The sequence below is a fragment of the Streptomyces sp. NRRL S-87 genome (genome assembly GCF_000719335.1).
Taxonomy (GTDB): Bacteria; Actinomycetota; Actinomycetes; order Streptomycetales; family Streptomycetaceae; genus Streptomyces.
This window is the reverse complement of sequence record NZ_JOGB01000021.1, coordinates 41,321-65,349: the sequence shown is the minus strand read 5'-3', so window position 1 is coordinate 65,349 and position 24,029 is coordinate 41,321. Positions and strand designations below refer to the sequence as shown.

The 24,029-nt window shown below is 74.6% G+C and carries 24 protein-coding genes and 1 pseudogene; 11 read left to right on the top strand and 14 right to left on the bottom strand.

Going from position 1 to position 24,029, the window contains the following annotated elements:
• Window positions 1–9 precede the first annotated feature (9 nt).
• Window positions 10–612: an XRE family transcriptional regulator gene (locus tag IF43_RS0115555; RefSeq protein WP_030200120.1), complete on the bottom strand. Its 603-nt coding sequence runs from the start codon at window positions 610–612 to the stop codon at window positions 10–12.
• A 136-nt stretch (window positions 613–748) separates the two neighbouring features.
• Here IF43_RS0115555 and IF43_RS0115550 point away from each other — a divergent pair, with 136 nt between their 5' ends.
• Window positions 749–1,615, top strand: a complete 867-nt coding sequence (locus IF43_RS0115550) for a DMT family transporter (RefSeq protein WP_030200118.1) — start codon at window positions 749–751, stop codon at window positions 1,613–1,615.
• A gap of 155 nt (window positions 1,616–1,770) precedes the next feature.
• Here IF43_RS0115550 and IF43_RS0115545 read toward each other — a convergent pair whose 3' ends face one another.
• The 5 genes from IF43_RS0115545 to IF43_RS0115525 form a co-directional block, all read right to left on the bottom strand.
• Window positions 1,771–2,523, bottom strand: coding sequence for a DapH/DapD/GlmU-related protein (locus IF43_RS0115545; RefSeq protein ID WP_030200116.1), 753 nt, complete (start codon window positions 2,521–2,523; stop codon window positions 1,771–1,773).
• Between the two features lie 118 nt (window positions 2,524–2,641).
• The gene (locus IF43_RS0115540) at window positions 2,642–3,172 is read right to left on the bottom strand and encodes a gamma carbonic anhydrase family protein (protein ID WP_030200114.1); all 531 of its coding nucleotides are present in this window, start codon (window positions 3,170–3,172) and stop codon (window positions 2,642–2,644) included.
• A gap of 157 nt (window positions 3,173–3,329) precedes the next feature.
• Complete coding sequence (locus tag IF43_RS0115535) at window positions 3,330–3,989, bottom strand: DedA family protein (protein WP_030200112.1); 660 nt, start codon at window positions 3,987–3,989, stop codon at window positions 3,330–3,332.
• A 99-nt stretch (window positions 3,990–4,088) separates the two neighbouring features.
• Window positions 4,089–6,632, bottom strand: a complete 2,544-nt coding sequence (locus IF43_RS43485; RefSeq protein ID WP_030200110.1) for a glycoside hydrolase family 3 N-terminal domain-containing protein — start codon at window positions 6,630–6,632, stop codon at window positions 4,089–4,091.
• A gap of 225 nt (window positions 6,633–6,857) precedes the next feature.
• On the bottom strand, window positions 6,858–7,295 hold the full coding sequence (locus tag IF43_RS0115525; protein ID WP_030200108.1) for a DUF4442 domain-containing protein: 438 nt from the start codon (window positions 7,293–7,295) through the stop codon (window positions 6,858–6,860).
• Between the two features lie 111 nt (window positions 7,296–7,406).
• Here IF43_RS0115525 and IF43_RS0115520 point away from each other — a divergent pair, with 111 nt between their 5' ends.
• Window positions 7,407–8,705 (top strand): hypothetical protein, encoded by a 1,299-nt coding sequence (locus tag IF43_RS0115520; RefSeq protein WP_030200099.1) that lies wholly within the window; start codon window positions 7,407–7,409, stop codon window positions 8,703–8,705.
• The gene (locus IF43_RS0115515) at window positions 8,702–10,006 is read left to right on the top strand and encodes an MFS transporter (protein ID WP_030200097.1); all 1,305 of its coding nucleotides are present in this window, start codon (window positions 8,702–8,704) and stop codon (window positions 10,004–10,006) included. Before IF43_RS0115520 ends, IF43_RS0115515 begins: the two co-directional genes overlap by 4 nt.
• Here IF43_RS0115515 and IF43_RS0115510 read toward each other — a convergent pair.
• The 3 genes from IF43_RS0115510 to IF43_RS0115495 all read right to left on the bottom strand — a co-directional run bounded on the left by IF43_RS0115510 (window position 9,968) and on the right by IF43_RS0115495 (window position 12,803).
• Window positions 9,968–10,804 carry a spermidine synthase gene (locus tag IF43_RS0115510; protein ID WP_030200095.1) on the bottom strand — a complete coding sequence of 279 codons (837 nt, stop codon included), beginning with the start codon at window positions 10,802–10,804 and terminating at the stop codon, window positions 9,968–9,970. The two genes, IF43_RS0115515 and IF43_RS0115510, sit on opposite strands and share 39 nt — an antisense overlap.
• Window positions 10,805–10,968: 164 nt before the next feature.
• Window positions 10,969–11,817 carry a patatin-like phospholipase family protein gene (locus IF43_RS0115500; protein ID WP_030200093.1) on the bottom strand — a complete coding sequence of 283 codons (849 nt, stop codon included), beginning with the start codon at window positions 11,815–11,817 and terminating at the stop codon, window positions 10,969–10,971.
• 248 nt (window positions 11,818–12,065) lie between these two features.
• The gene (locus tag IF43_RS0115495) at window positions 12,066–12,803 is read right to left on the bottom strand and encodes a DNA alkylation repair protein (protein WP_030200092.1); all 738 of its coding nucleotides are present in this window, start codon (window positions 12,801–12,803) and stop codon (window positions 12,066–12,068) included.
• A gap of 49 nt (window positions 12,804–12,852) precedes the next feature.
• Here IF43_RS0115495 and IF43_RS0115490 point away from each other — a divergent pair, with 49 nt between their 5' ends.
• Together IF43_RS0115490 and uppP are read left to right on the top strand one after the other, a co-directional pair.
• Window positions 12,853–13,671 (top strand): TVP38/TMEM64 family protein, encoded by an 819-nt coding sequence (locus IF43_RS0115490; RefSeq protein ID WP_078910191.1) that lies wholly within the window; start codon window positions 12,853–12,855, stop codon window positions 13,669–13,671.
• Window positions 13,672–13,826: 155 nt separating this feature from the next.
• A pseudogene (gene uppP / locus IF43_RS39495) lies at window positions 13,827–14,570 on the top strand (undecaprenyl-diphosphatase UppP); the annotation flags it as partial.
• A gap of 41 nt (window positions 14,571–14,611) precedes the next feature.
• Here the strand turns inward: uppP and IF43_RS0115480 are convergent.
• Window positions 14,612–15,601: a GlxA family transcriptional regulator gene (locus tag IF43_RS0115480; protein WP_030200085.1), complete on the bottom strand. Its 990-nt coding sequence runs from the start codon at window positions 15,599–15,601 to the stop codon at window positions 14,612–14,614.
• 52 nt (window positions 15,602–15,653) lie between these two features.
• On the opposite strand from IF43_RS0115480, the gene IF43_RS0115475 reads away from it, so the two are divergent.
• The 4 genes from IF43_RS0115475 to lnt all read left to right on the top strand — a co-directional run bounded on the left by IF43_RS0115475 (window position 15,654) and on the right by lnt (window position 18,750).
• Window positions 15,654–16,115 (top strand): cupin domain-containing protein, encoded by a 462-nt coding sequence (locus IF43_RS0115475; protein ID WP_051795378.1) that lies wholly within the window; start codon window positions 15,654–15,656, stop codon window positions 16,113–16,115.
• Window positions 16,116–16,204: 89 nt separating this feature from the next.
• Window positions 16,205–16,384, top strand: a complete 180-nt coding sequence (locus IF43_RS0115470; RefSeq protein ID WP_030200081.1) for a hypothetical protein — start codon at window positions 16,205–16,207, stop codon at window positions 16,382–16,384.
• 127 nt (window positions 16,385–16,511) lie between these two features.
• Window positions 16,512–16,994: a nuclear transport factor 2 family protein gene (locus IF43_RS0115465; protein ID WP_030200079.1), complete on the top strand. Its 483-nt coding sequence runs from the start codon at window positions 16,512–16,514 to the stop codon at window positions 16,992–16,994.
• A 40-nt stretch (window positions 16,995–17,034) separates the two neighbouring features.
• Complete coding sequence (lnt, locus tag IF43_RS0115460) at window positions 17,035–18,750, top strand: apolipoprotein N-acyltransferase (RefSeq protein WP_030200078.1); 1,716 nt, start codon at window positions 17,035–17,037, stop codon at window positions 18,748–18,750.
• Here lnt and IF43_RS0115455 read toward each other — a convergent pair.
• Window positions 18,695–19,600, bottom strand: coding sequence for a Gfo/Idh/MocA family protein (locus IF43_RS0115455; protein WP_030200076.1), 906 nt, complete (start codon window positions 19,598–19,600; stop codon window positions 18,695–18,697). The two genes, lnt and IF43_RS0115455, sit on opposite strands and share 56 nt — an antisense overlap.
• 87 nt (window positions 19,601–19,687) lie before the next feature.
• Between IF43_RS0115455 and IF43_RS0115450 the strand changes: the two genes are divergently transcribed.
• Window positions 19,688–20,203: a DinB family protein gene (locus IF43_RS0115450; RefSeq protein WP_030200072.1), complete on the top strand. Its 516-nt coding sequence runs from the start codon at window positions 19,688–19,690 to the stop codon at window positions 20,201–20,203.
• A 144-nt stretch (window positions 20,204–20,347) separates the two neighbouring features.
• Window positions 20,348–20,935 (top strand): hypothetical protein, encoded by a 588-nt coding sequence (locus IF43_RS0115445; RefSeq protein ID WP_078910190.1) that lies wholly within the window; start codon window positions 20,348–20,350, stop codon window positions 20,933–20,935.
• Here IF43_RS0115445 and IF43_RS0115440 read toward each other — a convergent pair.
• The 3 genes from IF43_RS0115440 to IF43_RS0115430 form a co-directional block, all read right to left on the bottom strand.
• Window positions 20,923–21,417 (bottom strand): hypothetical protein, encoded by a 495-nt coding sequence (locus tag IF43_RS0115440; RefSeq protein WP_030200066.1) that lies wholly within the window; start codon window positions 21,415–21,417, stop codon window positions 20,923–20,925. The two genes, IF43_RS0115445 and IF43_RS0115440, sit on opposite strands and share 13 nt — an antisense overlap.
• 143 nt (window positions 21,418–21,560) lie before the next feature.
• Entirely contained in the window at window positions 21,561–22,247 is a 687-nt protein-coding gene (locus IF43_RS0115435; RefSeq protein WP_030200064.1) for a uracil-DNA glycosylase, read from the bottom strand.
• Window positions 22,248–22,370: 123 nt separating this feature from the next.
• The gene (locus IF43_RS0115430) at window positions 22,371–23,951 is read right to left on the bottom strand and encodes an ABC transporter substrate-binding protein (protein ID WP_030200063.1); all 1,581 of its coding nucleotides are present in this window, start codon (window positions 23,949–23,951) and stop codon (window positions 22,371–22,373) included.
• Window positions 23,952–24,029 lie beyond the last annotated feature (78 nt).

The window sequence follows — 24,029 nt, the reverse complement described above, 5'->3', positions numbered from 1 at the left end:
GCCCGCAGGTCAGTCGGCCGGGGCGTCCGCCGGCCGGTAGCGGCTGACGGGCGGGATGGAGACCGCGAGGGTCATCCGCACCGGCTCCGCGCCGCGGTTGTGGTAGCCGTGGCCGAGGCCCGCCTCGAAGGTCGCGGCGGACCCGGCGGGCAGGGCGTACTCCCGGTCGCCCACGACCAGGGTCAGCTCGCCCCCGGTCACGTGGATCATCTCGACGGTGCCGGCCAGGTGCGGGTCGGAGTCCGTGCCCTCGCCGGGGGCGAGCTCGTAGGACCACATCTCCAGCGGGCCGCGCCGGTCGTCGCCGACGAGCATGGTGGAGGCGCTGCCGCCCTCGGTGGACCACATGCGCACCCCCTGACCGGGCAGCACCACCTGGACCTGGGGTCCGCGGTCGTGGTCGAGGAGCGTGGTGATGCTGACGCCCAGGGCGTCGGCGAGCTTGACGGTGGTGCCGACGCTGGGGTTCGTACGGGCCTGCTCGATCTGGATGATCATGCCCCGGCTCACTCCGGACCGGGCCGCGAGGGCGTCCAGGGTGAAGTTGCGCTCGGTGCGCCACCGCTTGAGGTTGCGGGCCAGCGCCTGCGTGAGCTGTTCGAGGTCCGACACCGATCCGCCCGTCCTCCCCGTAGCCGCGCATGACCAGGGGCCCGCACGGTCCAATATTGTGGATGACACAGTCCAATGCAGTGCACTACCGTGCACTGCACCACCGTGTTCACTGCACTGTACTGCGAGGCCCGCCATGACCACCCTGCTCGCCCTGGCCACAGCCGTGCTCTGGGGCTTCGCCGACTTCGGGGGCGGGCTGCTCACCCGGCGGCTGCCGTCGCTCACCGTGGTCGTCGCCTCCCAGGTCATCGCGGTCGCGGTGCTCGGCACGGTGGTCGTCGCGACGGGGGCGTGGCGGGAGGTCGGGCCGCAGCTGTGGTTCGCGGCGGCCGCCGGCCTGGTCGGCCCGGTCGCCATGATCGCCTTCTACCAGGCCCTGGCACTGGGGCCGATGGGCGTGGTCTCCCCCCTGGGATCGCTGGGCGTGGTGGTGCCGGTGGGCATCGGCCTCACCGTCGGCGAGCGACCCGGGGTCGGTCAGATCGCGGGCATCGCGGTCGCCGTGGTCGGCATCGTGCTCGCCGGCGGCCCGGAGCTGCGCGGCGCACCGGTCCAGCGCAGGGCCGTGCTCCTGACCCTGCTGGCGGCCTTCGGCTTCGGCGCGGTGATGGCACTGATCTCGCACGCGTCGACGACCGTGACGGGGCTGTTCCTCGCGCTGTTCGTGCAGCGGGTGACCAACGTCGCGGCCGGCGGCACGGCCCTGTGGCTGTCCGCCCGCCGCGGCCGGCCCGTGCTGCCCGCCGGATCCGGCCCGTCCGTGCTCCGGGCGGCGCTGCCCGCCCTCGCCTTCGTGGGCCTGGCCGACGTCGCGGCGAACGGCACCTACGCCCTGGCCGCCCAGCGCGGCCCGGTGACCGTGGCCGCGGTGCTGGCCTCGCTCTACCCCGTGGTGACGGCGCTGGCCGCGCGCGGGGTCCTCAAGGAACGGCTCAGGGCGGTGCAGGCGGCGGGCGCGGGCCTCGCGCTCGCCGGCACGGTGCTCCTGGCCGCCGGCTAGCGGGGGCGGGAGCCGCCCGCTTCCCGCCGGTCGGGCCGCGTCCTGCCGCCCTACCGTGCCGGGCCTGACGGGTACCCGGCCCGACGGGTACCCGGCCCGACGGGTACCGGGCCCGAGGGGTACCCGGCCCGACGGGTCGGACGGCCCGGGGACCGTCAGCTCTCCAGCGCGTCCAGCAGCCCCGCGCGTTCCGCGTCGGCGAGGGCCCGGAGCTGGCCGGGGGTGACGCCGTCGGGGATCGGCACCGGCGCGGGCGTGCGCAGCGGGGGCTGCCAGCCCGTCTCCGGCTGCCAGCGGCGTACGACCTTCGCGGGCGCGCCCGCCACCACCGCGTGGTCGGGCACCTCTCCCCGGACGACGGCGCCCGCGGCCACCACGACGTTGCGGCCCAGCCGCGCGCCCGGGAGGATCACCGCGCCGGTACCGAGCCAGCAGCCGGGGCCGATCTCGACCGGCTCGCTGCGCGGCCACTGCCTGCCGACGGGCTCGTGCGGGTCGTCGTAGCTGTGGTTCGTGGACGTGATGTAGACGCCGGGGCCGCAGAAGACGTCGTCGGCTATCCGGATGTGGGTGTCGGCGATGACGTGGCTGCCGCGGCCGAGGACCACGCCGTTGCCGAGGACGAGCAGCGGCTCGCTGCCGAGGTCGAGGTCCGGCATCATGCCGGCGGTCAGCGTGACCTGCTCGCCGATGATGCAGCAGTCCCCCATCCGGATCCACCGCTCGCCGAAGATCGTGCCCTGCGGGAACGCCAGCCGCGTACCCGCCCCGATCGCGCCGAAGCGCAGCCGTCCGGGGGTCTGCGCGGTGACGGCCCCGGCCTGCTGCATCCAGCGCCAGGCCGCGTGGACGGCGCGGTTGGCGGCCCGCTGCCGCCAGGATGAGAACGTGTTTCTGTTCTTCGGCACCCGGACACGGTAATGGCCGCCGGCCCGGGCGTCCGGGCCGGCGGCCTGTGATCTTCACCCCACCGGCGTGCCGTCACCCGGCCGGCAGGCGCGCATCCGGGGTGGTGGGCGGCGGGCGTCAGCCGCCGAGCGCCTCGCGGTGCCCCTTCACCAGCTCCTGGTACATCTGCGCGTTGAGCTTGATGCCCTCGCGCTCCTCGTCCGTCAGCTGCCGCCGGACCTTCGCGGGCACGCCCGCGACCAGCGAACCGGGCGGGACGACCATGCCCTGCGGAACCAGCGCCTGGGCGGCCACCAGCGAACCGGCTCCGATGTGCGCGCCGTTGAGGACCGTGGAGCCCATGCCGATGAGGACGTCGTCCTCGACGGTGCAGCCGTGCAGGATCGCGTTGTGGCCGACGGAGACCCGCTCGCCCACGGTCACCGGGAAGCCGGGGTCGACGTGCACGGTGCAGTTGTCCTGGATGTTGCTGTCGGCGCCGATGACGATCGGGCCGCAGTCGGCGCGCAGCACGCCGTGGTACCAGACGCTGGCGCCGGCCGCGAGCGTGACGTCGCCGATCACCACGGACGTGGGGGCGGTGAACGCCTCCGGGTGGACCTGGGGCTCCTTGCCGCCGACTCCGTGGACCAGTGCCTGCTGCGCCATCGCCTTCTCCTTGCCGTACCGCATCGGTTTCTCGCTGCGCGCCCACCTGCACGGTAGGCGATGGGGGCGCGGCGGCGTCGGCCGGGGCGGCAGTCAGGACCGGCGGCCCGGACCGGCGGTCAGGACCGGCCGGCAGGCCCGTGGGGTCAGGGGACGGCTACTCGGCGGGCGCGGCCGCGGGCTCGACGGTGCCGGCCGTCGCCTCCGCCTCCGCGGCGGCCTTCTTCGCCCGCTGCTTGATGACCAGCATCGACGTCAGGCCGATGAGCACCGCGAGCACCAGGCCCAGCCACGAGAAGCGCTTGAGCCACGCCTCGGCGACCACGCCGACGTAGTAGATCACCGCGGTGGTGCCACCGGCCCAGACGATGCCGCCCAGCACGTTGGCGGTCAGGAACTTCCAGTACGGCATCTGCAGGACGCCCGCCAGGGGTCCGGCGAAGATCCGCAGCAGGGCGACGAAGCGGCCGAAGAACACGGCCCACATGCCCCACTTCTGGAACGACCGCTCGGCGGCGGCCACGTTCTGCTCGCCGAAGTGCTTCGGGAAGCGGCGCCCCAGCCGCGCGAGCAGCGGTCGGCCGCCCTTGCGGCCGATGGCGTAGCCGATCGAGTCGCCGATGATCGCCCCGGCGCTGGCGCAGGCGCCGAGCACGAACGGGTCGATCTGGTGGTTCTGGGAGGCGAGCAGGGCCGAGCTGACCAGGATGATCTCGCCGGGCAGCGGGATGCCCAGCGACTCCAGGCCGATCACGAGTCCGACCAGGACGTAGATGCTGACCGCCGGTACGGTCTCGAGCCATTCCTGGATGTGCACCGGTAGTCCTCCGCTTCGCTGGGGCGCGGCCCCGGTGCGCGCCCCTGCGGCACCTCGGGCAGCCTACCTGTTCGAGCCCCGGTGCCCCGGCGGCGGCCGTCAGCGGTCCGGCGCCTCCCGGACCACTGTCGTGGCCCGCAGTGGCAGCTCCCGCGAGGAGCGCCCCACGTACACGGTTCGGGAGCCGGTGCCCAGCACCCAGGCGTGCCGGGCGGGGTCCCAGGACGAGAGGGTGCGCGGTTCGACGGTGACGGCCACGCGCCGGGCCCGGCCGGGTGCGAGCGTGAGCCGGTGGTAGCCGGCCAGCACGCGCAGGGCCTGGTCGAGACGCAGGTCCGGGGAGGGACCGACGTACACCTGGGCCACCTCGGTGCCGCGCCGCTTCCCGGTGTTGCGGACGGTGAACTCCACGCGCAGCCCGCCCGGCCCGGGCAGCAGCCGCAGGTCCTCGTAGCGGAAGGTCGTGTACGACAGCCCGTGCCCGAACGGGAACAGCGGGACCACGCGCTGGGCGTCGTACCAGCGGTGGCCGACGTGGATGCCCTCGGTGTACTCCTGCCGGCCGCCGACGCCGGGGTAGCGCACGGGGTCGCCGGCGACCGGGTGGACGCCGTCGGCCGTGGGGAAGGTCTGGGTGAGGCGGCCGCCGGGGTCCTCGTCCCCGAAGAGCACGGCGGCGGTGGCGGCGGCCCCCTCCTGGCCGGGGTAGTACATCTGGAGCACCGCTCCCGTGGCGGCGAGCCACGGCATGGTGGTGCTGGACGAGGTGTTGAGCACCACGGTGGTGCGGGGGTTGGCCGCGGTGACGGCCTCGACCAGGCGCTGCTGGCCGCCGGGCAGGGCGAGGGTGGTGCGGTCGCGGCCCTCGGTGGCGTCCTCGTACGCGAAGAGCACGACGCTGTGCGCCGCCCTGGCCGTGCGCACGGCCGCGTCGAGGTCGGCGGCGCGGGTGGCGCCGCTGGTGTGCCGGAGCCGGAAGCGCTGGCCCGCCGCCCCGCCCTGGGCGGTGAGCCTGAGCCGGTGGGCGCCCTTGGTCAGGCGCAGGGTGCGGCGGCGGACGGTGAGTCCGTCGGGGGCGGTGCCGAGCAGGCCTCCGGCGAAGTGCTCCGGTACGCCGGGCTGGGCGGAGAATACCTCCTTCCCGTCCAGGGCGACGGCGGGCCGGCGCCCGGTGTAGTGGACGAGCAGCGTCCATTCGTCGTCGGCGGGGAGGGTGAGGACGCCCTCGTACGTCCAGGTGCGGCCGGCCGCCACGCGCCGGTCGTCGAGCGCGGGAGCGGGGCTGAGCGCCGCGGCCCGCAGCGGCCTGCCGTACAGGTCCTCGCCGAGGGCGTACGTGACCTTCGCGTCCTTCGCGGCTCGGGCCGCCCGGGCCCGGAGGGCGGTCAGCGGCCCGTCGGCCCGGTCGGGCACCACGTGGGCGCTGCCGCCGCCGCTGACGAAGGGCACGCCGCCGGTCGGCCCGATGACGGCGAGGCCGCGGGCCGCGGGGCCGGCGAGCGGCAGGGTGCCGCGGACGTTGCGCAGCAGGACGGCGCCGGCGACCGCGACCTTGCGGGCCGTCCGGGCGCCGGCGGCCGCATCGCGGGCGGGCCGGGCCGGCGGCTTGCCGTCGAGCAGCCCGAACCGGTCGAGGGTGGTCAGGATCCGGCGGACCGAACGGTCGAGGGCGGTCACCGGGACGGTGCCGTCGGCGACTGCCTTCCTGAGGCCGGCGCCGAAGTGCGTGCCGCCGGGCATCTCCATGTCGAGTCCGGCGGTGAGGGCGGCCGTGCCGTGGGTGGCGTCCCAGTCGGACACCACCCACCCGGTGAAGCCCCAGCGGGTGCGCAGCTGCTCCTCCAGCAGTTGTCTGTTCTCGCACGCCCAGGTCCCGTTGACCTTGTTGTAGGCGCCCATGACGGAGCCGCAGCCGGCGGCGACCGCGGACTCAAAACCGCGCAGCTCGGTCTCGTGGAGGGTCTGCTCGGAAGCGACGACGTCGACGGTGGTGCGGCCCTGCTCCTGGTTGTTCAGGGCGTAGTGCTTGACGGTGGCGACCAGGCCCTCCTCCTGGATGCCGCGGACCACCTCGGCGACCAGGTCGGCGGTGAGCTTGGGGTCCTCGGAGAAGGTCTCGAAGTTCCGGCCGGCGTACGGGGTGCGGATGAGGTTGACCATCGGCGAGAGCAGGACGTCCTGGCCGAGGGCCCGGCCCTCCCGGCCGATCACCCGGCCGTACTCGCGGGCGAGGCCGGGATCGAAGGCGGAGGCGAGCAGCACGGGGGCGGGCAGGGCGGTGGCCCGCGCGGTGACCCTGACCCCGGCCGGACCGTCGGCCAGCCGCAGGTCCGGGATGCCGAGGCGGGGGACACCCGGGACGTACCCGGCCTGCCCGAGCGGCGCCGGGTCGCGGGCGCCGTGCAGGAGGCCGATCTTCTCGTCGAGGGTGAGCTTCTCGAGCAGCGCCGCGACCCGGGCCTCGCTGCCGGGCCCGGCCGGTCGGGTGGCGGGAGGGCCTGCGCGGCCGGCCTCCTCGGCGGGTGCCGCGCGGGTGCCGGGGCCGGCGTCCGGGAGGGGCGCCCCGCAGCCGGCGGCCCCCGTCACGACGCCGGCGGCGCCGAGCAGGCGCATCACGGTACGGCGGGACACGGCCTCGGGCATCGGCGTTCACTCCTCGGGCTGCCTGCCGCCGCGCCACCACGCGGCGGTACGGCACGGAAGTGCGGGCAGCCCCGCGCCGGAACTCCCCGCGCGGGCCACTGTGCTCCCCGGGCGCCGGACGGCACGGTCGGCGCCCCGGGGAACGCACGGGCAGGGGCCGGGATTAACCCGACTGACGGGCACGCCCGCCCGCTGCGCGGGCCACCCCCGCCCCCGACCCCCGGATCAGGAGTTGGGCCGCAGCGTCCAGATCACGGTCATCTCGCCCGACACGGCCTCGTCCTCGCGCTGGATCTCGATCTTCACCGGGAACTCGGGACGGCCGCCCGCGTCCAGCTCGGCGACGACCTCGGCGGCCGGCCGGCCCAGGGTGGCCGTGGCGGTGACGGCGCCCTTGGCGACCTTCTTGTAGCCGATCTCGGCGCGCACGGCGAGCGGCACGGCGCGCGAGAGCTGGTCGCCGAACGCGGCGATGACGATCGCGCCACTGGCGGACTCGGCCAGGGTGAACATCGCGCCCGCGTGCGGACCGGCGATGTGGTTGTGGTAGTCCGGCTGGTCCGGCAGGCGCAGCACGGCGCGCTCCGGCGTGGTCTCCAGGAACTCCAGGTTCAGCGTCTTGACCATCGGCACGGTGGCCGCGAGCAGTTCGCCTACGTTCATCTGATCTGCGCTCATGGGCGTGGATGTTACCCACGAGTAGGCAGCATTGGCCAGACCTGGTCCGGGGGCGGCCGTAGCCCCTGTCACCGGGCCCCTCTATGGTTACGAGCCATGTGGCCAGGACAGCAGCCGCCCGGGGGCGAGCAGAACCCGCAGGACGGGAACCAGAACCAGGGCGGGACCCAGAACCCGCAGGACGGGAACCCGAACCCGTACCAGCAGCCCGCCCAGCCCGGATCGGAGCAACCCCCGAACCCCTATCAGCAGCCCGCCCAGCCGGGCGGATACGGCTACCCGCAGCAGCCGCCGGCCCCGCCCCAGGGCGGCGGCTACGGCTTCCCGCAGGACCAGCCCCCCGCCCCGCCCCAAGGCGGCGGCTACGGCTTCCCGCAGGACCAACCGCCCGCCCAGGCCGGCGGATACGGCTTCCCGCCCCAGCAGCCGCCCGCGCAGGCCGGCGGTTACGGCTACCCGCAGCAGCAGCCGGACCCGACCAACCCGTACGCCCAGCCGCCCGGCTTCGACCCGGCGAACCCGTACGGCCAGGGCGCGCCGCAGCCGCAGACGGTGGAGGGCTGGCAGTACGCGCAGCCGGGCTACGACCAGGGCGCCGGCGTCCCCGCCGGCCGCCGCAAGACCACGATGGTGGCGATCATCGCCACGGCCGTGGTGGTCGTGGCCGGCGCCGTGATGGGCGCCTACGTCCTCACCCAGGACAAGGACAAGAAGGACGAGGCGGACGGCAAGCCGAGCGCCGCGCCGTCGACCAGCTCCCCCGCCTCGCCCTCCGCGAACCCGCGCGCCGGCGGCGAGGTCAAGCCGGTCATCCCGGGCTGGAAGGTGGTCGTCAACCCGAAGTACGGCACGGCCTTCGACGTGCCCCCGGAGTGGCGGGTCGCCACTCCCGACACCTACTCCGGCTTCGCCGACGAGAAGAAGAACGACGGCCTGCCCGTCATCAGCTTCTCCGCACCCGCCTTCTACAAGGAGAAGTGGTGCGAGGTCGACAGCGACAAGGACGGTGACACGGAGGACTACTCCCTGGCCGGCACCGGCACCAAGGGCGCCCAGGGCGCCAAGGACACCGCCACCGCGGCCTACAACGAGGCCGGCAGCTGGGTGTGGGCGGCGTACGCGCAGAAGGCGCCCAAGGGCACCGTCAAGGTCGCCAAGGCCAAGCCGTTCACCACCAAGTCGGGTCTGAAGGGCCACTACGCCACGGCCAAGGCGAGCAAGCTGAAGAAGGAGCACAAGTGCTCCACGGACGGCAAGTCCATCGCCTTCAGCTTCCGCAACGCCAAGGGCGACTTCTCGACCTGGGTGCTCTACGGACCCGACCACGTCAAGGACGAGCTGTCCGGCACCGTCATCAAGAAGATCCTGAGCAGCGTCCGGCTCACCACCGGATGAGTTCCGCACGTCGCTTCACCGCGGCCCGCCCGTCCTGGGCGGGCCGCAACTACACCCTGCTGACGGCCGCCGCGGTCGTGACGAACCTGGGCGCCCACGGCGCCCTGATCGCGGCGGCCTTCGCCGTGCTGCAGTCCGGGGGCTCGGGCGGTGACGTGGGCCTGGTGGCCGCCGCCCGCACCCTCCCACTGGTCCTCTTCCTGCTGATCGGCGGGGCACTGGCCGACCGGATGCCCCGGCACCACGTGATGGTCGCGGCCAACGCCCTCAACTTCCTCTCGCAGGGCGCCTTCGCGCTGCTCGTGCTCGCGGGCGAGCCGCGGCTGTGGCAGATGATGCTGCTCTCCGCGCTCGGCGGCACCGGCCAGGCCTTCTTCAACCCCGCCGCCGAGGGCATGCTGCTCTCCAGCGTCTCCGGGGAGCAGGCCGGTCGGGCCTTCGCGCTCTTCCGGATGGCGATGAACGGCGCGGGCATCGGCGGGGCCGCCCTCGGCGGCGCGATGATCGCCGCGGTCGGCCCCGGCTGGGTGCTGGCCGTCGACGCGGCGGCCTTCGCGGTGGCGGGCGCGCTGCGCGCGTTCCTCGACGTCAGCCACGTGCCCGAGCGGACGGCCGGCGGCGGCATGCTGGCCGATCTACGCGAGGGCTGGCAGGAGTTCGTGTCCCGGCCGTGGCTGTGGAGCATCGTGCTCCAGTTCTCCGTCGTGGTCGCCGTGGTCGGCGCGGCCGAGTCGGTGTACGGGCCGCTGGTCGCCCGGGACCGCCTCGGCGGGGCGGGACCCTGGGGGCTGGCGCTGGGCACCTTCGGCGCCGGGACCATCGCCGGGGCGCTGCTGATGACCCGCTGGAAGCCGCGGCGGCTGCTGCTGGTCGCCACGGTGTGCGTGTTCCCGCTCGCGTTGCCCTCGGCCGCGCTGGCGGTGCTGGCGCCGGTAGGGGTGCTGTGCGCGGTGATGTTCCTCAGCGGTACGGCGATCGAGGTGTTCGGCGTCTCGTGGATGACGACGATGCACCAGGAGATACCGGAGGAGAAGTTCTCCCGGGTGTCCGCCTACGACTGGTTCGGCTCGCTGTCGATGCTGCCGCTGGCCACCGCGGTGGCGGGGCCGGTGGAGTCCCTGGTCGGCCGGACCGCGGCGCTGTGGGGGTGCGCCGCGCTCGTGGTGACCGTCACGGCCGCGGTGCTGGCGGTGCCGGACGTACGGCGCATGACGAGGCGCACCGGGCCGGCGCCGGTGGCGGGCGGCGCCCCGGGCGCCGCGTCAGCCGATGCCGAAGGTCCCGTCCGGCGGCTCGGGTGACGGGGTTGCCGCCGTGTCGTCCACCGGCCGGGCGCCCGCGATGAACCGGGTGACCGCCGCGCCCTGCTCGACCCGGGCGGGGAACGCGTCGGCCGCGCACCACCGGGCCACGGGCGCGAGGTCGCGCTCGGTGTGGGCCGCCACCAGGACGGCGTTGCCGAAGCGGCGGCCGCGCAGCACCGCGGGCTCCGCGATCAGCGCGACGTACGGGAAGACGGCGGTGAAGTTCGCCAGTTGCGAGCGCAGGAAGCCGAAGGGCGCCCCGTCGGCGAGGTTGGCCGCGTAGATCCCGGTGGGGCGCAGCACGCGGGCGGCCTGGCGGGCGTACTCCACGGACGTGAGCTGCGCGGGCACCCGTGAGCCGCCGAAGACGTCCGCCACGATCACGTCGGCGCTGCTGTCGGGGGCCGCCTCGATCCAGACGCGGGCGTCCTGGGCGTGCACGGTGGCCCCGGTGAACGGCAGCCGTTCCAGCACCAGTTCGATCAGCGCCCGGTCGTACTCGACGACGTCCTGGCGCGAGCCGGGGCGGGTGGCCGCCGCGTACCGGGGCAGGGTCAGGGCCCCGCCGCCGAGGTGCACGAGGTCCAGCGCGGTGCCCTCGGGCGCCGCCCAGTCGATCACGTGGGCCAGCCGGCGGGCGTACTCGAACTCGACGTGCAGGGGGTCGTCGAGGTCCACGTACGACTGCGGCGCGCCGTCGAGGGTGAGCAGCCAGGCCCGCTCTCGGTCCACGTCGGGCATGAGCTTGGCCGTGCCGCTGTCCACTTCCCGCATGACGGGTACCGGTTCGTCCACCCGGCCATTGTCGCCGGTCCCGCCGGCGCGCCGGTACGGGCCCCTGGCCGGGCCGGCCCCAGGTCAGGCGACGGCCGGGACCGCCGGGGGGCGCACCATGTGCATGTCGACCGGGTCCTGGGACTCCACTACGAAGCCGTGCCGCTCTCCGGAGGGCCCGGCCGTCACGGCCGGTCCGCCCACAGTGCGGCGGCCGCCTCGGCATGCTCGGCGGCCTGGGCGAAGCCGGCCCGGGCGGCCGGGGCCCGGCGGGCGGGGTCGAGGACGTTCAGCCCGAAGGCCCGCTTCGCTTCGCGCGAAGGCGTGATCAGCAGCACCCGCGAGCCCCCGGCCCGCAGCCGCTCCGCGTGCGCCCGCGCGGACGTCAGCACCCCGCCGCCGGCCGCGATCGGGGCGAGGATCACCACGCGCCGGTAGCCGGCGGCCAGGTCCGCGTTGGTGCCCGAACGGGTGCCGCCGTCGATCCAGCGGCGGCCCAGGGCGGTGACGGGCGGCCAGACGCCCGGTACGGCGCAGCTCGCGCCCACCGCGGTGACGAGCCCGGCGCCGCTGTCCCGGTCGAAGGCCCGGAACTCCCCGGTGACCGCGTCCACGGCCGTCACCAGCAGCCGGCGCTCGGGCCAGTCGTGGGAGACCAGCCGCTCGCCGATCACCGCGAGCCGCTCGGCCACGTCGGCGGTGGCCGTCGCCCGCGCCATCGCGCCGAGGGTCGCGCCGTACGCCTCGGGCGTCCGGGAGCGCAGCAGGGCCACCGCGGCGCGGGCGAGCAGGCCCGGGCCCATCCGCGCCGCGGCCTCCCCCGACGGGTCGACGAGCTGGCGCTCGTACAGCTCGGCCGGGGTCAGCAGGCCCGAGGCGAGTTGGGCGCCGACCACCGAGCCCGCCGAGGTGCCGACGACCAGGTCGGCCGTGGAGAGGTCGGCGCCCGCCTCGGCGAGCCCGTACAGGATGCCGGCCTCCCAGCCGACCCCCGTGTGTCCGCCGCCGCCCAGCACCAGTGCCGTGTCGCCCATCGCCGCCCCCGTCGGTCCGGTCCGCCGCCGGCGCGCGGCTGCGCGCCGGGCGCGCCGCGCGGCTGCGCCCCGCGTCGTGCGTCTTCCGTCTTGCGTCTTGCGTCTTGCGTCTTGCGTCTTGCGTCTTGCATCCCGCAGGTCTGCGTCTGCGTCTGCGTCTGCGTCTGCGTCCGGCCGCAGTCTCGCGCACGGGTCGGACGCCGCGCACGCCGGGGTGCTCCGCGGGCCCGGGTGTGCCCGGCCGCGGCTCAGAGGTTCTTGAGCGCCTCGCGGACCGAGAGGGGTGAGAGGCGGTCGCGCGCGCCGTCCACGAAGGCGGTCACCGCCGCCGGGTCGGTCTTGGCGTACTCCCGCAGGCTCCAGCCGATCGCCTTGCGGATGAAGAAGTCCGGGTGGTCGGCCCGGCGCAGGCAGTAGCCGAAGAGGCGGTCGCGGTCGGTGGCGGCCTTGTAGCGCAGCTGGTGCAGGAGGGCGGTGCGGACGAGCCAGAGGTCGTCGTCCTCGATCCACTCGTCCATCACGGCGGTCTGGGCCGGGTCGGCGGCCACGAGCGGTCCCACGGTATGGGCGGCGAGCAGGTCGACGGTGTCCCACCAGGGCATGGTGACGATCAGGTGCCGGACCACCGGCAGGAACCCGGACGAGCAGCGGTTCACGTGCCGGCGCAGGTAGTCGACGGCGAAGTGGTGGTACTCCCGCTCGGGCAGTCCCCAGCAGCGCAGCGCGATCGCGGCGCAGTCCGCTTCTGTGGGGCGGGCGGTGCCCAGCAGCACCTCGCGCGAGAGCGTGCGGCGCAGCGGCGTCGGGATGCCGAGGAAGGGCGCGACGTCCTTCATGTACGCGGCGGCCGAGGCGGCCCGTACCGGATCGGCGGCGGTGGGGTAGACCGCCGTCAGACGGGCCACGACGGTGTCGGCGAGCCCGCTGGCGGGGGCCGTGGGAGCCGGGGCTGCGGCGTCGGGGGCCGGTCCGGCGGGGGTCGGCATGAGGTCCAGGTTACGGCGGCCCCGCGGCGGCTTCGGTTAGCCTGCCCGGATGCCCCTCCCCGCCGCCCGGCCGCCGGTCGACGCCCCCGCCCGTACCGCGGCCTCCCCCGCTGCCGGGCCGCCACCGTCCGTACGCACGGCCACCGCCCCGGGGGGGCTCACCGGCGCTCCCGGCCCGGAGGGACCGTCCACGCGCTGGGCGCGGGTGCTGCTCGGACCGTGGTGCCGACTGGGGCTGCTGGTCTTCCTGCTGGCGGCGGCAGCGGTGGGCACGGTCGTCTACGAACCCCAGCGCCTCCTCTCCGAGGGCTGGCCGCCGCCGCAGGTGGGCGGTGCGGGGGCGGTGCTGCTCTTCGCCGCGGGCTACGGCGTGTGCACGGCCGCCTTCGTGCCCCGGCCGCTGCTGAACCTGGCCGCGGGCGCGGTCTTCGGCACGGCCGGCGGCCTGGCCTCCGCGGTGGCCGGCACCGTCCTGGGCGCCGCGGCGGCCTTCGGACTGGGCCGGCTGCTGGGCCGGGACGCGCTGCGGCCGCTGGTCCGCGGACGGTGGTTGACCGCCGCGGACGGGCAGCTGAACCGCCACGGCTTCCGGTCGATGCTCGCCGTCCGCCTCTTCCCGGGCCTGCCGTTCGCCGCCGCCAACTACTGCGCGGCGGTCTCGCGGGTGGGCTGGGCCCCGTTCCTCGTCGCGACGGCGGTGGGCACCGTGCCGAACACGGCCGCGTACGTCGTCGCCGGCAGCCGCGCCGCCTCGCCCGACTCCCCCGTCTTCCTGGCGGCCACCGGCTTCATCGCCGTCAGCGCGCTGGCCGCCACCGCCGTGGCCTGGCGGCACCGCCACCGGCTGCACTCCGGGTCGCAGAAATGACCACCCGATGAACAGCTGACGACGCCCGGATGAAGGAACGATCCGGCTGCCGTGGACGGTCACGGACGGCGCCCCCTGCGGTCAGAGATCACCCGAACGGGCCCTAGCATCGGACGCGACCCGCCCCACGATCACAAGGACGAGCGCACCCCGTCATGAGCTGGTTCGAATCCTTCATCCTCGGTCTCGTCCAAGGGCTCACGGAGTTCCTGCCGATCTCCTCCAGCGCCCACCTGCGGCTGACCGCGGCGTTCGCGAACTGGCACGACCCGGGTGCGGCCTTCACCGCGATCACCCAGATCGGCACGGAGGCCGCCGTGCTGATCTACTTCCGCAAGGACATCGCACGGATCGTCTCCGCCTGGTTCCGCTCCCTCACCGACCGGTCGATGCGCTCCGACCACGACGCCCGCATGGGCTGGCTGGTGATCGTCGGCTCCGTCCCCATCGGCGTCCTCGGCATCACGCTCAAGGACGCGATCGAGGGTCCGTTCCGCGACCTGCGCCTGACCGCGACGACCCTGGTCGTCATGGGCATCGTGCTGGGCGTCGCGGACCGGCTCGCCGCCCGCGACGAGGTCGGGGGCCGGCACCGCGCGGTCCGGGAGCGCAAGACGCTGCGCGAGCTGGGCGTCCGCGACGGCCTGGTCTTCGGCGTCTGCCAGGCGATGGCACTGGTCCCGGGCGTCTCCCGGTCCGGTGCCACGATCAGCGGCGGCCTGCTGATGGGCTACACCCGCGAGGCGGCGGCCCGCTACTCCTTCCTGCTCGCCGTCCCGGCGGTGCTGGCCTCGGGCGGCTACGAGCTGAAGGACGCGATAGGCGAGGGCCACGTCGCGTGGCCCCAGACCATCTTCGCGACGGTGATCGCCTTCGTCGTGGGCTACGCGGTCATCGCGTCCCTCGCCCCCGCCCCCGCCCCCACCCCGCACCCCGGGTCTCACCCCGCCCGGCCCGCGCCCGGCCCGAACCGGGCCCGGTACGCCGACGGCGTCAGCCCCGTCTCCCGCCGCATCAGCGCCCGCAGGTTGGCGGCCGTACCGAGGCCGCTGCGGCGGGCCACGACCTCCAGCCGGGACTCCCCGCGCTCGATCAGCCGGCAGGCCAGTGCCAGCCGCTCGGCGGTGAGCCAGGCCAGCGGGGTCGTCCCGAGCTGGGCGCGGAAGCGCCGGTGCAGGGTCGCCTGGCTCACGGCCGCCCGTACGGCCAGGTCGGCCACCTTCAGCGGGGTGTCCAGCCGCTCCTGCGCCCAGGCCACGAGCGGCCCCAGCGACTCGTCGCGCGGCTCCGGCACCGGCCGCTCGACGAACTGGCGCTGGCCGCCGTCGCGGTGCGCCGCGAACACCAGCCGCCGGCTGACCGCGTTGGCCACCTCGGCACCGTGGTCACGGCGCACCACGTGCAGCCCGAGGTCGAGCGCGGCGGCGCTGCCGGCCGACGTGAGGACGTCCCCGTCGTCGACGAACAGCACGTCGGACTCCAGGTGGACGGCGGGGAACCGGGCCCGGAACTCGTCCGCCCACTGCCAGTGCGCCGTGGCCCGGCGCCCGTCGAGCACCCCCGCCTCCGCGAGCGTGAAGGCGCCGCTGCAGAAACCGATCAGCCGGGCCCCGCGCGCGTGCGCCCGCCGCACGGCCGCCAGCACCGCCGGCCGGCGCGGCACCTCGGTGTCCGGCCGGTTGGGGACGATCAGCGTGTCGGCCTCCTCCGCCGCCGCCAGCGGCGCCACCCCGGACAAGGTGAAGAACCCGTCGCGCATCAGGGTGCCCGGTTCGGGCGCGCAGAGCCGGAAGTCGTACAGGCGGTCCGGGCCGAGCTCGGGCCGGCGCAGCCCGAACACCTCGGTGGCGCACCCGAGCTCGAAGGGGTTGGAGTTCTCGTCGACGATCACGACCACCCGGTGCAGGGGCTGCGAGGATCCTTGCGTCATGTGCGATTCCTAGCACTCGCGCCGGGCCCCGGCCAGGCCGGACCCTGGGGCCATGACCGACGAACGCACCACCCCCGCCCCCGCACCCGTCTCCCTGGCCACCGCGCTGGACTCCTTCGAGGCCCTGTGGAGCCCCCGCATCGTCACCCGGGTCAACGACTACGACGTCCGCGTGGCCAAGGTCGCGGGCGAGCACCTGTGGCACGCGCACGACGACACCGACGAGTTCTTCCTCGTCCTCGACGGCGAGCTGTCGATCTCCCTGCGCGAACCGGCCGGCGAGCGCACCGTCCACCTCCCCGCCGGCTCGGTCTTCACGGTCCCGCGCGGTACGGAGCACAAGCCCCACTCCCCCTCCGGCGCCCGTCTCCTCCTGTTCGAGCCCACCGGCACCCGCACCACCGGAACCCGCCACGAAACCGTCCCCGACCACGTCGACGCCACCACCGGCCACGTCCTCCGACCCGCCGGACGGGTGAACCCGGGCCCCGCGCAGGACGACGCGCCGGAGTAGGGGAACGTTCCCCGGCAGGCTTGGCGTCGTTGTGCCCGGGGAGGCGGTGCGCAGCGGGGCGACCGTCGCGAGGAGCCTGGGGGTGCCCGATGGGTGGCCGAGTGGTGCTGGAGCGGTTTCCTGCGGGGAGTCCGCACGGGAGCTGGCCCGCGGAGGAGTACGCGGCCGAGCGGATGCGGGAGGGGGTGGCCGCGGAAGTGGTCATGGACCTCGCCACGGACGCGTTCCTGGTCGTCGTACGGCAGCGGGACGCGCATCCCGGGGGCTGACGGGCGGTCGACCTGCGCGTCGGGGCGCCGGGTTCTCCCGGGAGCTCCGGGGGGGTGTCCGCACGGCGCGCCGATCCGTGGTCGCACGGGCCTTGGCCTCGACGCCGGGGTGTCCCATGATGACCCGATGACGCAGCGTGGGGACCTCGTGACCGTGATGGACCGGCTGGCCGTGGACGCCCTGGTCACCGGGTACGCGAACGCCGTGGACGACGGCGACTGGGCGGGCTACCGCGCCCTGTTCACCCGGGACGGCCGGGCCGACTACACCTCCGCGGGCGGGATCGAGGGGCCCGCCGAGCAGGTCGCGGGGTGGCTGGAGCAGACCATGCTCATGTTCCCCGTACGCCAGCACCTGATCGTCAACCGGCGCATCACGCTGGAGGACGCCGGCGGCTCGCCCGGCGACCGCGCCGAGGTGCGCGCCGACTTCCTCAACCCCATGCGGCTGACCGGGCCGGAGGACACCGGCACCGCCCCGAACTTCACCGCGGGGGGCCGCTACACGTTCCTGCTGGCGCGTACGTCCGACGGCTGGCGGCTGCGGTCGGTGACCGTGCACGAGAAGTGGCGGCAGTTCGCGCCCCCGGAGCCCGCGACGGCGCGCTGATCCCGGCCCACACTGGTACGGGAGGCGCCTTATGGGGCTCATGCGGTGGTGGCGGTCCGGGCAGGCGCAGGAACTCCTCGCCTCCCCCTGGTGGCGTGGCGCGGCCGCGGTGCTGGCCGGCTCGCTGCCGGCGCTCGCGTTCCCGGCGCCGGGACTGTGGTGGTTCGCGTACGTGGCCCTGGTTCCGTGGCTGCTGCTGGCGCGCGGGGCGCCGACGGCGCGACGGGCCGCCCTGGACGGCTGGCTGGGCGGGACCGGCTTCATCCTCGCCGTGCACCACTGGCTGTTGCCGAGCCTGCACGTGTTCCTGCTGCCGCTGGCCGCGCTGCTCGGGGCGCTGTGGATCCCGTGGGGGATGCTCGCCCGGCACCTGCTCGCCGGCTCCCCCGGGCCGGGGCGGGCCGCCTGGGCGCTGCTCGTGCTGCCCTCGGGCTGGCTGTTGTCGGAACTCGCCCGCTCCTGGCAGGGGCTGGGCGGCCCGTGGGGGCTGCTGGGGGCCAGCCAGTGGCAGGTGCCGGCGGCCCGCCGACTGGCCTCGGTGGGCGGGGTGTGGCTCGTCAGCGCGGTGGTGGTCACGGTCAACTGCGCGTGGGTGCTGCTGCTGGCCCGGGAGCCGGCAGCGTCCCCGCGCGGCCGCCGGACCGCCACCGTGGGCCTCGGCGGGGTGACGGCGTGCGCGGTGCTCACCGGCGCGGTGTGGGCCTGGGCGCCCCGGCCCGAGGTGTCGGGGACGGTCCGGGTGGCGCTCGTACAGCCCGGGATGATCGACGGCCCCGACGCGGCGGAGGTACGGTTCGCGGCCCAGGAGCGGCTGACGAGGCAGCTGGTCGGGACGCATCCGGACCTGGTGGTGTGGGGCGAGTCGAGCGTGGGCGCCGACCTCGCGGCCCGGCCCGACCTGGCCCGGCGGCTGGCCCGGCTGTCGGCGGATGTCGGCGCGCCGTTGCTGGTGAACGTGGACGCGCGCCGCTCGGACCGGCCGGGGATATTCAAGTCCTCGGTGCTCGTGGGGCCCTCGGGCCCGACGGGGCAGCGGTACGACAAGATGCGGCTGGTGCCGTTCGGCGAGTACGTGCCGGCGCGGTCACTGCTGGGCTGGGCCACCTCGGTCGGCCGGGCGGCCGACGAGGACCGGCGCCGCGGGAGCGCCCGGGTCGTCATGCGGCTGCCCGCCCGCGCCGCCGGGCAGGACGGGGCCGGGAGCGGGGGCGCGGGCCGGTCCGCCGGGGCCCCGAGGCCCGACGGCCGGCCCGGCACGGCTCCCGGCACCACTCCGGGCACGGCTCCCGCCGCCGGGCTGCCCGTCGGCCCGCTGGTCTGCTTCGAGTCCGCATTCCCCGACATGAGCCGCCGGCTGGCCCGCGACGGCGCCGCCCTGCTCGTGGCCCAGTCGGCCACCTCTACGTTCCAGCACAGCTGGGCCCCCGCCCAGCACGCCTCGCTCGCCGCGCTGCGCGCCGCCGAGACGGGCCGCCCCTTCGTGCACGCCACGCTGACCGGCGTCAGCGTGGTCCGGGGCCCGGACGGGGCGCCGGTCGGCGCCCGCCTCGGCACCGACCGGCGCGCCGCGGCCGTCTACGACGTCCCGCTGGCGCAGGGCACGACCCTGTACGTGCGGCTGGGCGACTGGGTGCCCTACGGGGCGCTGCTGGTGCTGGTGGCGCTGTGCGGGCGGGAGGCCCTGGGGACGGCACGGCCGCTCAGGCCGCCTGCTCCAGCGCTTCCCGCACCACCCGTTCGCACAGCTCGTGGGTGAGCAGCGCGTCGCGGGCGCTCAGCACGGCGCCCATCTCGACCGCGGCCAGGAAGTGGTCCACGATCTGCTCGATGCCGCGCTGGCGCGCGACCGACACCCAGTCGCCGCGGCGGCGCACGGTCGGCTGACCCTTGTGGTCGATCACCTCGGCGAGGTTCACGACCTGGCGCTTGGTGTCCTGGCCGGAGACCTCCAGCACTTCCTCGGTGGAACCGGAGAGGCGGTTCATCACGCCGATCGCGGTGAACCCGTCGCCGGAGAGCTGGAGGACGACGTGCTCCATCAGCCCGTCGCGGACCCGGGCCCGCACGGTGACGTCGTCGGGCCGGCCCGGTACCAGGAAGCGCAGGGTGTCGACGACGTGGATGAAGTCGTCCAGCACGAGGCTGCGCGGGTCCTCGGGCAGCCCGACCCGGTTCTTCTGCATCAGGATCAGCTCGCGCGGGTGCTCGGCGCACTGCGCGTAGCCGGGCGCGAAGCGGCGGTTGAAGCCGACGGCCAGCGAGACCCCGCGCTTCTCGGCCAGTTCGACGAGGTGCCGGGAGGCGGCGTACTCGTAGGCCAGCGGCTTGTCCACGTACGTGGGCACGCCGGCCGCCAGCAGGCGGGCGACGATCTCGGGGTGGACCTCGGTCGGGGCGTGCACGAATGCGGCGTCGAGTCCCTGGTCGAGCAGGGCGTCGAGGTCGGAGTGGCGCTGCGCGGCCGGGACCCGGTACGTGGCGCCCACCCGGTCGAGGGTGGCGGCGGTGCGGGTCTGCAGGTGCAGTTCGAGGTCCGGGCGGGCGGCGAGGACCGGGAGATAGGCCTTCTGCGCGATGTCGCCGAGTCCGATGCAGCCGACCTTCACCGGGGCGCCTCCTGACGGGTGTGTACCGGGGGACGCGGCCAGCTTAATCCCTGGCGTCCGCCGGGACGTTCGATGAGGATGACGGCCATGACGAAGATCGAACGCCAGGAGCCCTCCACCACCGCCGCGGAGCGCGAGATGCTGGACGGCTGGCTGGACTACCACCGCGCCACCCTGGCCGCGAAGTGCGAGGGACTGACCGACGAGCAGCTGCGCAGGCCGGTCCTCGCCCCCTCGGAGCTGACGCTGCTCGGGCTGACCCGGCACATGGCCGAGGTGGAGCGCTGGTGGTTCCAGGAGGTCACCCTCGACCTGGACCTCCCGCCCCTGTACTGCACCGAGGAGGACCAGGACGGGGACTTCCACGTGACCGAGGAGCACACCTACGAGGAGGCGGAGGCGGCCCGCCAGGAGGCCATCGCGCGGGCCCGCGAGATCGCCGCGTCCCGGTCGCTGGACGAGCCGTCGGTGCGCCGGAGCCGGCGTACGGACGAGCCGTACAGCCTGCGCTGGGTGTACACCCACATGATCGAGGAGTACGCCCGCCACAACGGGCACGCGGACCTGCTGCGCGAGCACCTCGACGGGTCGACGGGCGACTGACGCCGGGTCCCCGGCGGTTCCCGCGGGCCGCGCCGGGCGGGGCGTCGACCGGCCGCGTCACCCCGGATCGCCCGGTCACCCGTGCGGGGTGAATTTCGCCTCCTGGTTTCCGCATCGGGGGGCCGGCACAGCAGAGTTGCGCGAGTGCATCCCACCCGAACCACGACAAAGCTGCTGCTCGGAGTCGCCGCCGCGGTCTCGGCCGTCTCCGGCTGCGTGAACGTGAACCCCGATGCGCTCCGGCCCGCGGCCACCGCGGTGCCGCCGGAGCAGCAGGCGGACGACCCGCGGTACGAGCCCCGCGGCGGCCCCGGGGACGCCCCGGTGGTCGTCCAGGCCCCGGCCCTGGAGGCACTGGAGGCGGTGCCGGCCGAGCAGCGCGCCACCCCGTCGTCGGGGGCCGGCGCCGCGGCCGACGCGAAGCGCGCCGAGGGGGCGGTGGCCGCCGCCCGGCGGTCGGGCCCGCACACGGGCTCCCGCGCGGAACCGGAACCGGGCCCGGCGCCCGCGGAGGCCGTCGCCGACGAGCTGGAGCCCCCCGCGGCGGCCGCACCGGGCCGGGGGCACGCCAAGAAGCCGAAGCACCCGCACGCGGGCGGCCAGGGCCGCGCCGAGGCCGCGCCCCCGGTGCCGCTGCGGCCGGCCGACGTGTGCGCCATGGGGCGCCGCTTCGGCCAGTGGAAGAAGGACGGCCCGGAGTCGCGGATCTGCTCGGACGTCTACGGCGAGTAGGACCGCCCCTCCTCGCCCCGCAGCCGCAGCTCGAGCCGCTCGATGGCGGCCCGTACCCCGTCCCCGTACCCGTCGTCCCCCAGCGCGTCGGTCGCGGCCCGCGCCCGGTCCAGATGGGACCGGGCCGCGTCCGGCCGGCGGAGCCTGAGGTAGTCGGCGGCGAGGTTGAGGTGCAGCGAGGGGTAGAAGGCGCGCACGACCAGGGCGGGCTCGTGCCGCGCCACGCGGCCGTCGCCGAGCCCCTCGGCGGCCGTCAGGGCCCGCAGGTCCCACGCCAGCTCCGCCTCGGGCTCGTCCTGGGCGTCGGCCATGTAGTGGGCCAGGGTGCACCGGTGCAGCGGGTCGCCGTCGTGGCCGATCTCGGTCCACAGGTCGGCGAGCCGGTCGCGGGCCTCGGCCCGGTCGCCGGCGTGCAGGAGCATGACCGCCTGCCCGATCCTGGTCATGACGGCGTCCTCCGACGCCTGCTGCTGGTCCGTCACCGTGGCCTCCCGTGCCCCGTGCACGCGCGATCACCCGAACACGTGCGAAAAACCGAAACGGGCGATCACCGGGGCCGGAGTGATCGGCCCCGGGTGATCGCCCCGACGCTATCCGTCACCGGGCGGAGTTGCCGCGCAGACGCTCAGGCGCCCGCGCCGAGGTCCGGGATACGCCAATCGATCGGCTCATGGCCCTGGGCCGCGATGGCCTCGTTGATCTGCGTGAACGGGCGGGAGCCGAAGAACTTCTTGGCGGACAGCGGCGAGGGGTGGGCACCCTTGACGACCACGTGCCGGGTCTCGTCGATCAGCGGGAGCTTCTTCTGGGCGTACGCGCCCCAGAGCACGAAGACGGCCGGGTCGGGGCGGGAGGCGACGGCGCGGATCACGGCGTCGGTGAACTTCTCCCAGCCCTTGCCCTTGTGCGAGTTGGGCTCGGCCTCGCGGACGGTGAGCACCGCGTTGAGCAGCAGGACGCCCTGCTCGGCCCACGGCATCAGGTAGCCGTTGTCCGGCACGGGCAGGCCCAGCTCGGCGTTCATCTCCTTGTAGATGTTGCGCAGGGAGGGCGGGGTCTTGACGCCCGGGCGCACGGAGAAGCACAGGCCGTGGCCCTGGCCGGCGCCGTGGTAGGGGTCCTGGCCGAGGACGAGCACCTTGACGCGGTCGTACGGGGTGGCCTCCAGGGCCGCGAAGACCTGCTCGCGCGGCGGGTAGACCGGCCCGTTGGCCCGCTCCTTCTCGACGAACTCGGCGAGCTCCTTGAAGTAGGGCTTGTCGAGTTCCTCGCCGAGGACGGGGAGCCAGGACTCGGGCAGCGACACGGTCACGTCAACAACCTCCGGGGCACGTTCTGTGAGCACGTACAGAGCGCTCTCTGTACTGCCCCAGAACCTACCGGCGACCACTGACAACGCGTCGGCCGAGTCCCGGACTCCCCGCCCGGGGCGCGACTACCAGCTGGTCTTGCGGGAGAACTCCCACATCTGCATGACGGTCTGCGGGTCCAGGGCCCGCTCGGCGCCCGCGACGTCCTCGCCGGCCGCCACGTACAGCTTGCCCTGCCAGAGCGGGAGCAGTCGGACGTCCTGGGCCAGGATCTCCTGGGCCCGCTCGAACTCCTTGCCGACCGCGCCGCGGTCGCTCTGGCGGCGCGAGCGGGGCAGCAGCTCGTTGGTGATCTCCGTGGCGTCGTACGGGGTGCCGACCGCGTTCTCCTTGCCGACGAACGGCGCGACGAAGTTGTCCGGGTCCGGGAAGTCGGGGAACCAGCCGCGGCCGAAGACGGCGTAGTCGCCGTTCTTGTAGCCCTGCTGGAAGGCCTTCCACGGCTTGCCCTGCAGCTTGATCTTGAACAGGCCGCTGGCCTCCAGCTGCCGCTTGAGCTCGGCGAACTCGTCCGCGGTCGAGGAGCCGTACCGGTCCGTGGTGTACGACAGCGTCAGCTGGACCGGCTCGGTGATCCCGGCCTCGCGCAGGATCGCCCGGGCCTTGGTGCCGCTGGGCTGGCCGAAGCGGTCGTAGAAGGGCGTCTTGTGGGTGGCCACGCCCTTGGGGACCATCGAGTACAGCGGCTCGGCCGTGCCCTGGTAGACCGTGGAGACGAGGGTCCCGCGGTCGATGAGCTGGGCGATCGCCCTGCGCACGGCGGGCTTGGCCACGGTGCCGTCGGCCGGGTTGAAGACCAGGTAGCGGATCTCGGAGCCGACGCCGTCGACGACCTGGATGCCGAGCTTGCGGGATTCGGGGCCCTGCAGGTCCTTGACCTCGGCGGCCGACAGGCCGCGGTAGGTGGCGTCGATGGTCTTGCCCTTGAGCGCCGAGACCATCGCCGTCGAGTCGTCGAAGTACTGGATCGTCACGGCGTCGTTCTTGCGCTCGGCGAAGCCCGAGTAGCCGGAGTTGCGCTCCAGCTCCGCGTGCTGCTTGTCGTAGGCCTTGAGCAGGTACGGGCCCGAGCCGGTGACCTTGCCGTCGGTGCGCAGCTTGTCGGCGGGGTACAGGTTCGGCGCGACGAGCGAGGCGGCCGGGGAGCCGAGCACGAAGGGGAAGGTGGCGTCGGGCGTCTTGAGGTGGAAGACGACCGTGAGCTCGCCGCTGGTCTCGATGCGCTCCAGGCTGCCGAAGAGGTCCTTGGGCCCGAGCTTGTCGTTGATCGTGCGGATGCGGTCGAGGGAGTGCTTGACGGCCTTGGCGTCGAGCACCTCGCCGTCGGAGAACTTCAGGCCCTTGCGCAGGACGCAGCGGTACGACTCGTTGGCCACGTCGGTGAACTCGCAGCTCTGGGCGGCGTCCGGCTGCGGCTTGCTGGAGCCGGTGGGGAAGGCCAGAAGGGTCTGGTAGATGTTCCGGTAGAGCTCCCAGGAGCCGTCCCAGGCGGCGGCGGGATCGAGGTTCGTGGGACGGCTCGTCGTACCCACGACGAGCTTCTGATTGCCCTTTTCGTCATCTTCCGAAAACACGCCGCAGCCGGCGAGCAGGGATATGGACGCAAGGGCCGCAGCGATCTGCAGGCATCTGGTCCGGTTGAACACGTGCACGCTCCTCGATCAACCATGGGATCCGGCCGACCATATCGCAGTGCCCCACCGATCCAATGGTCAGGATCGATG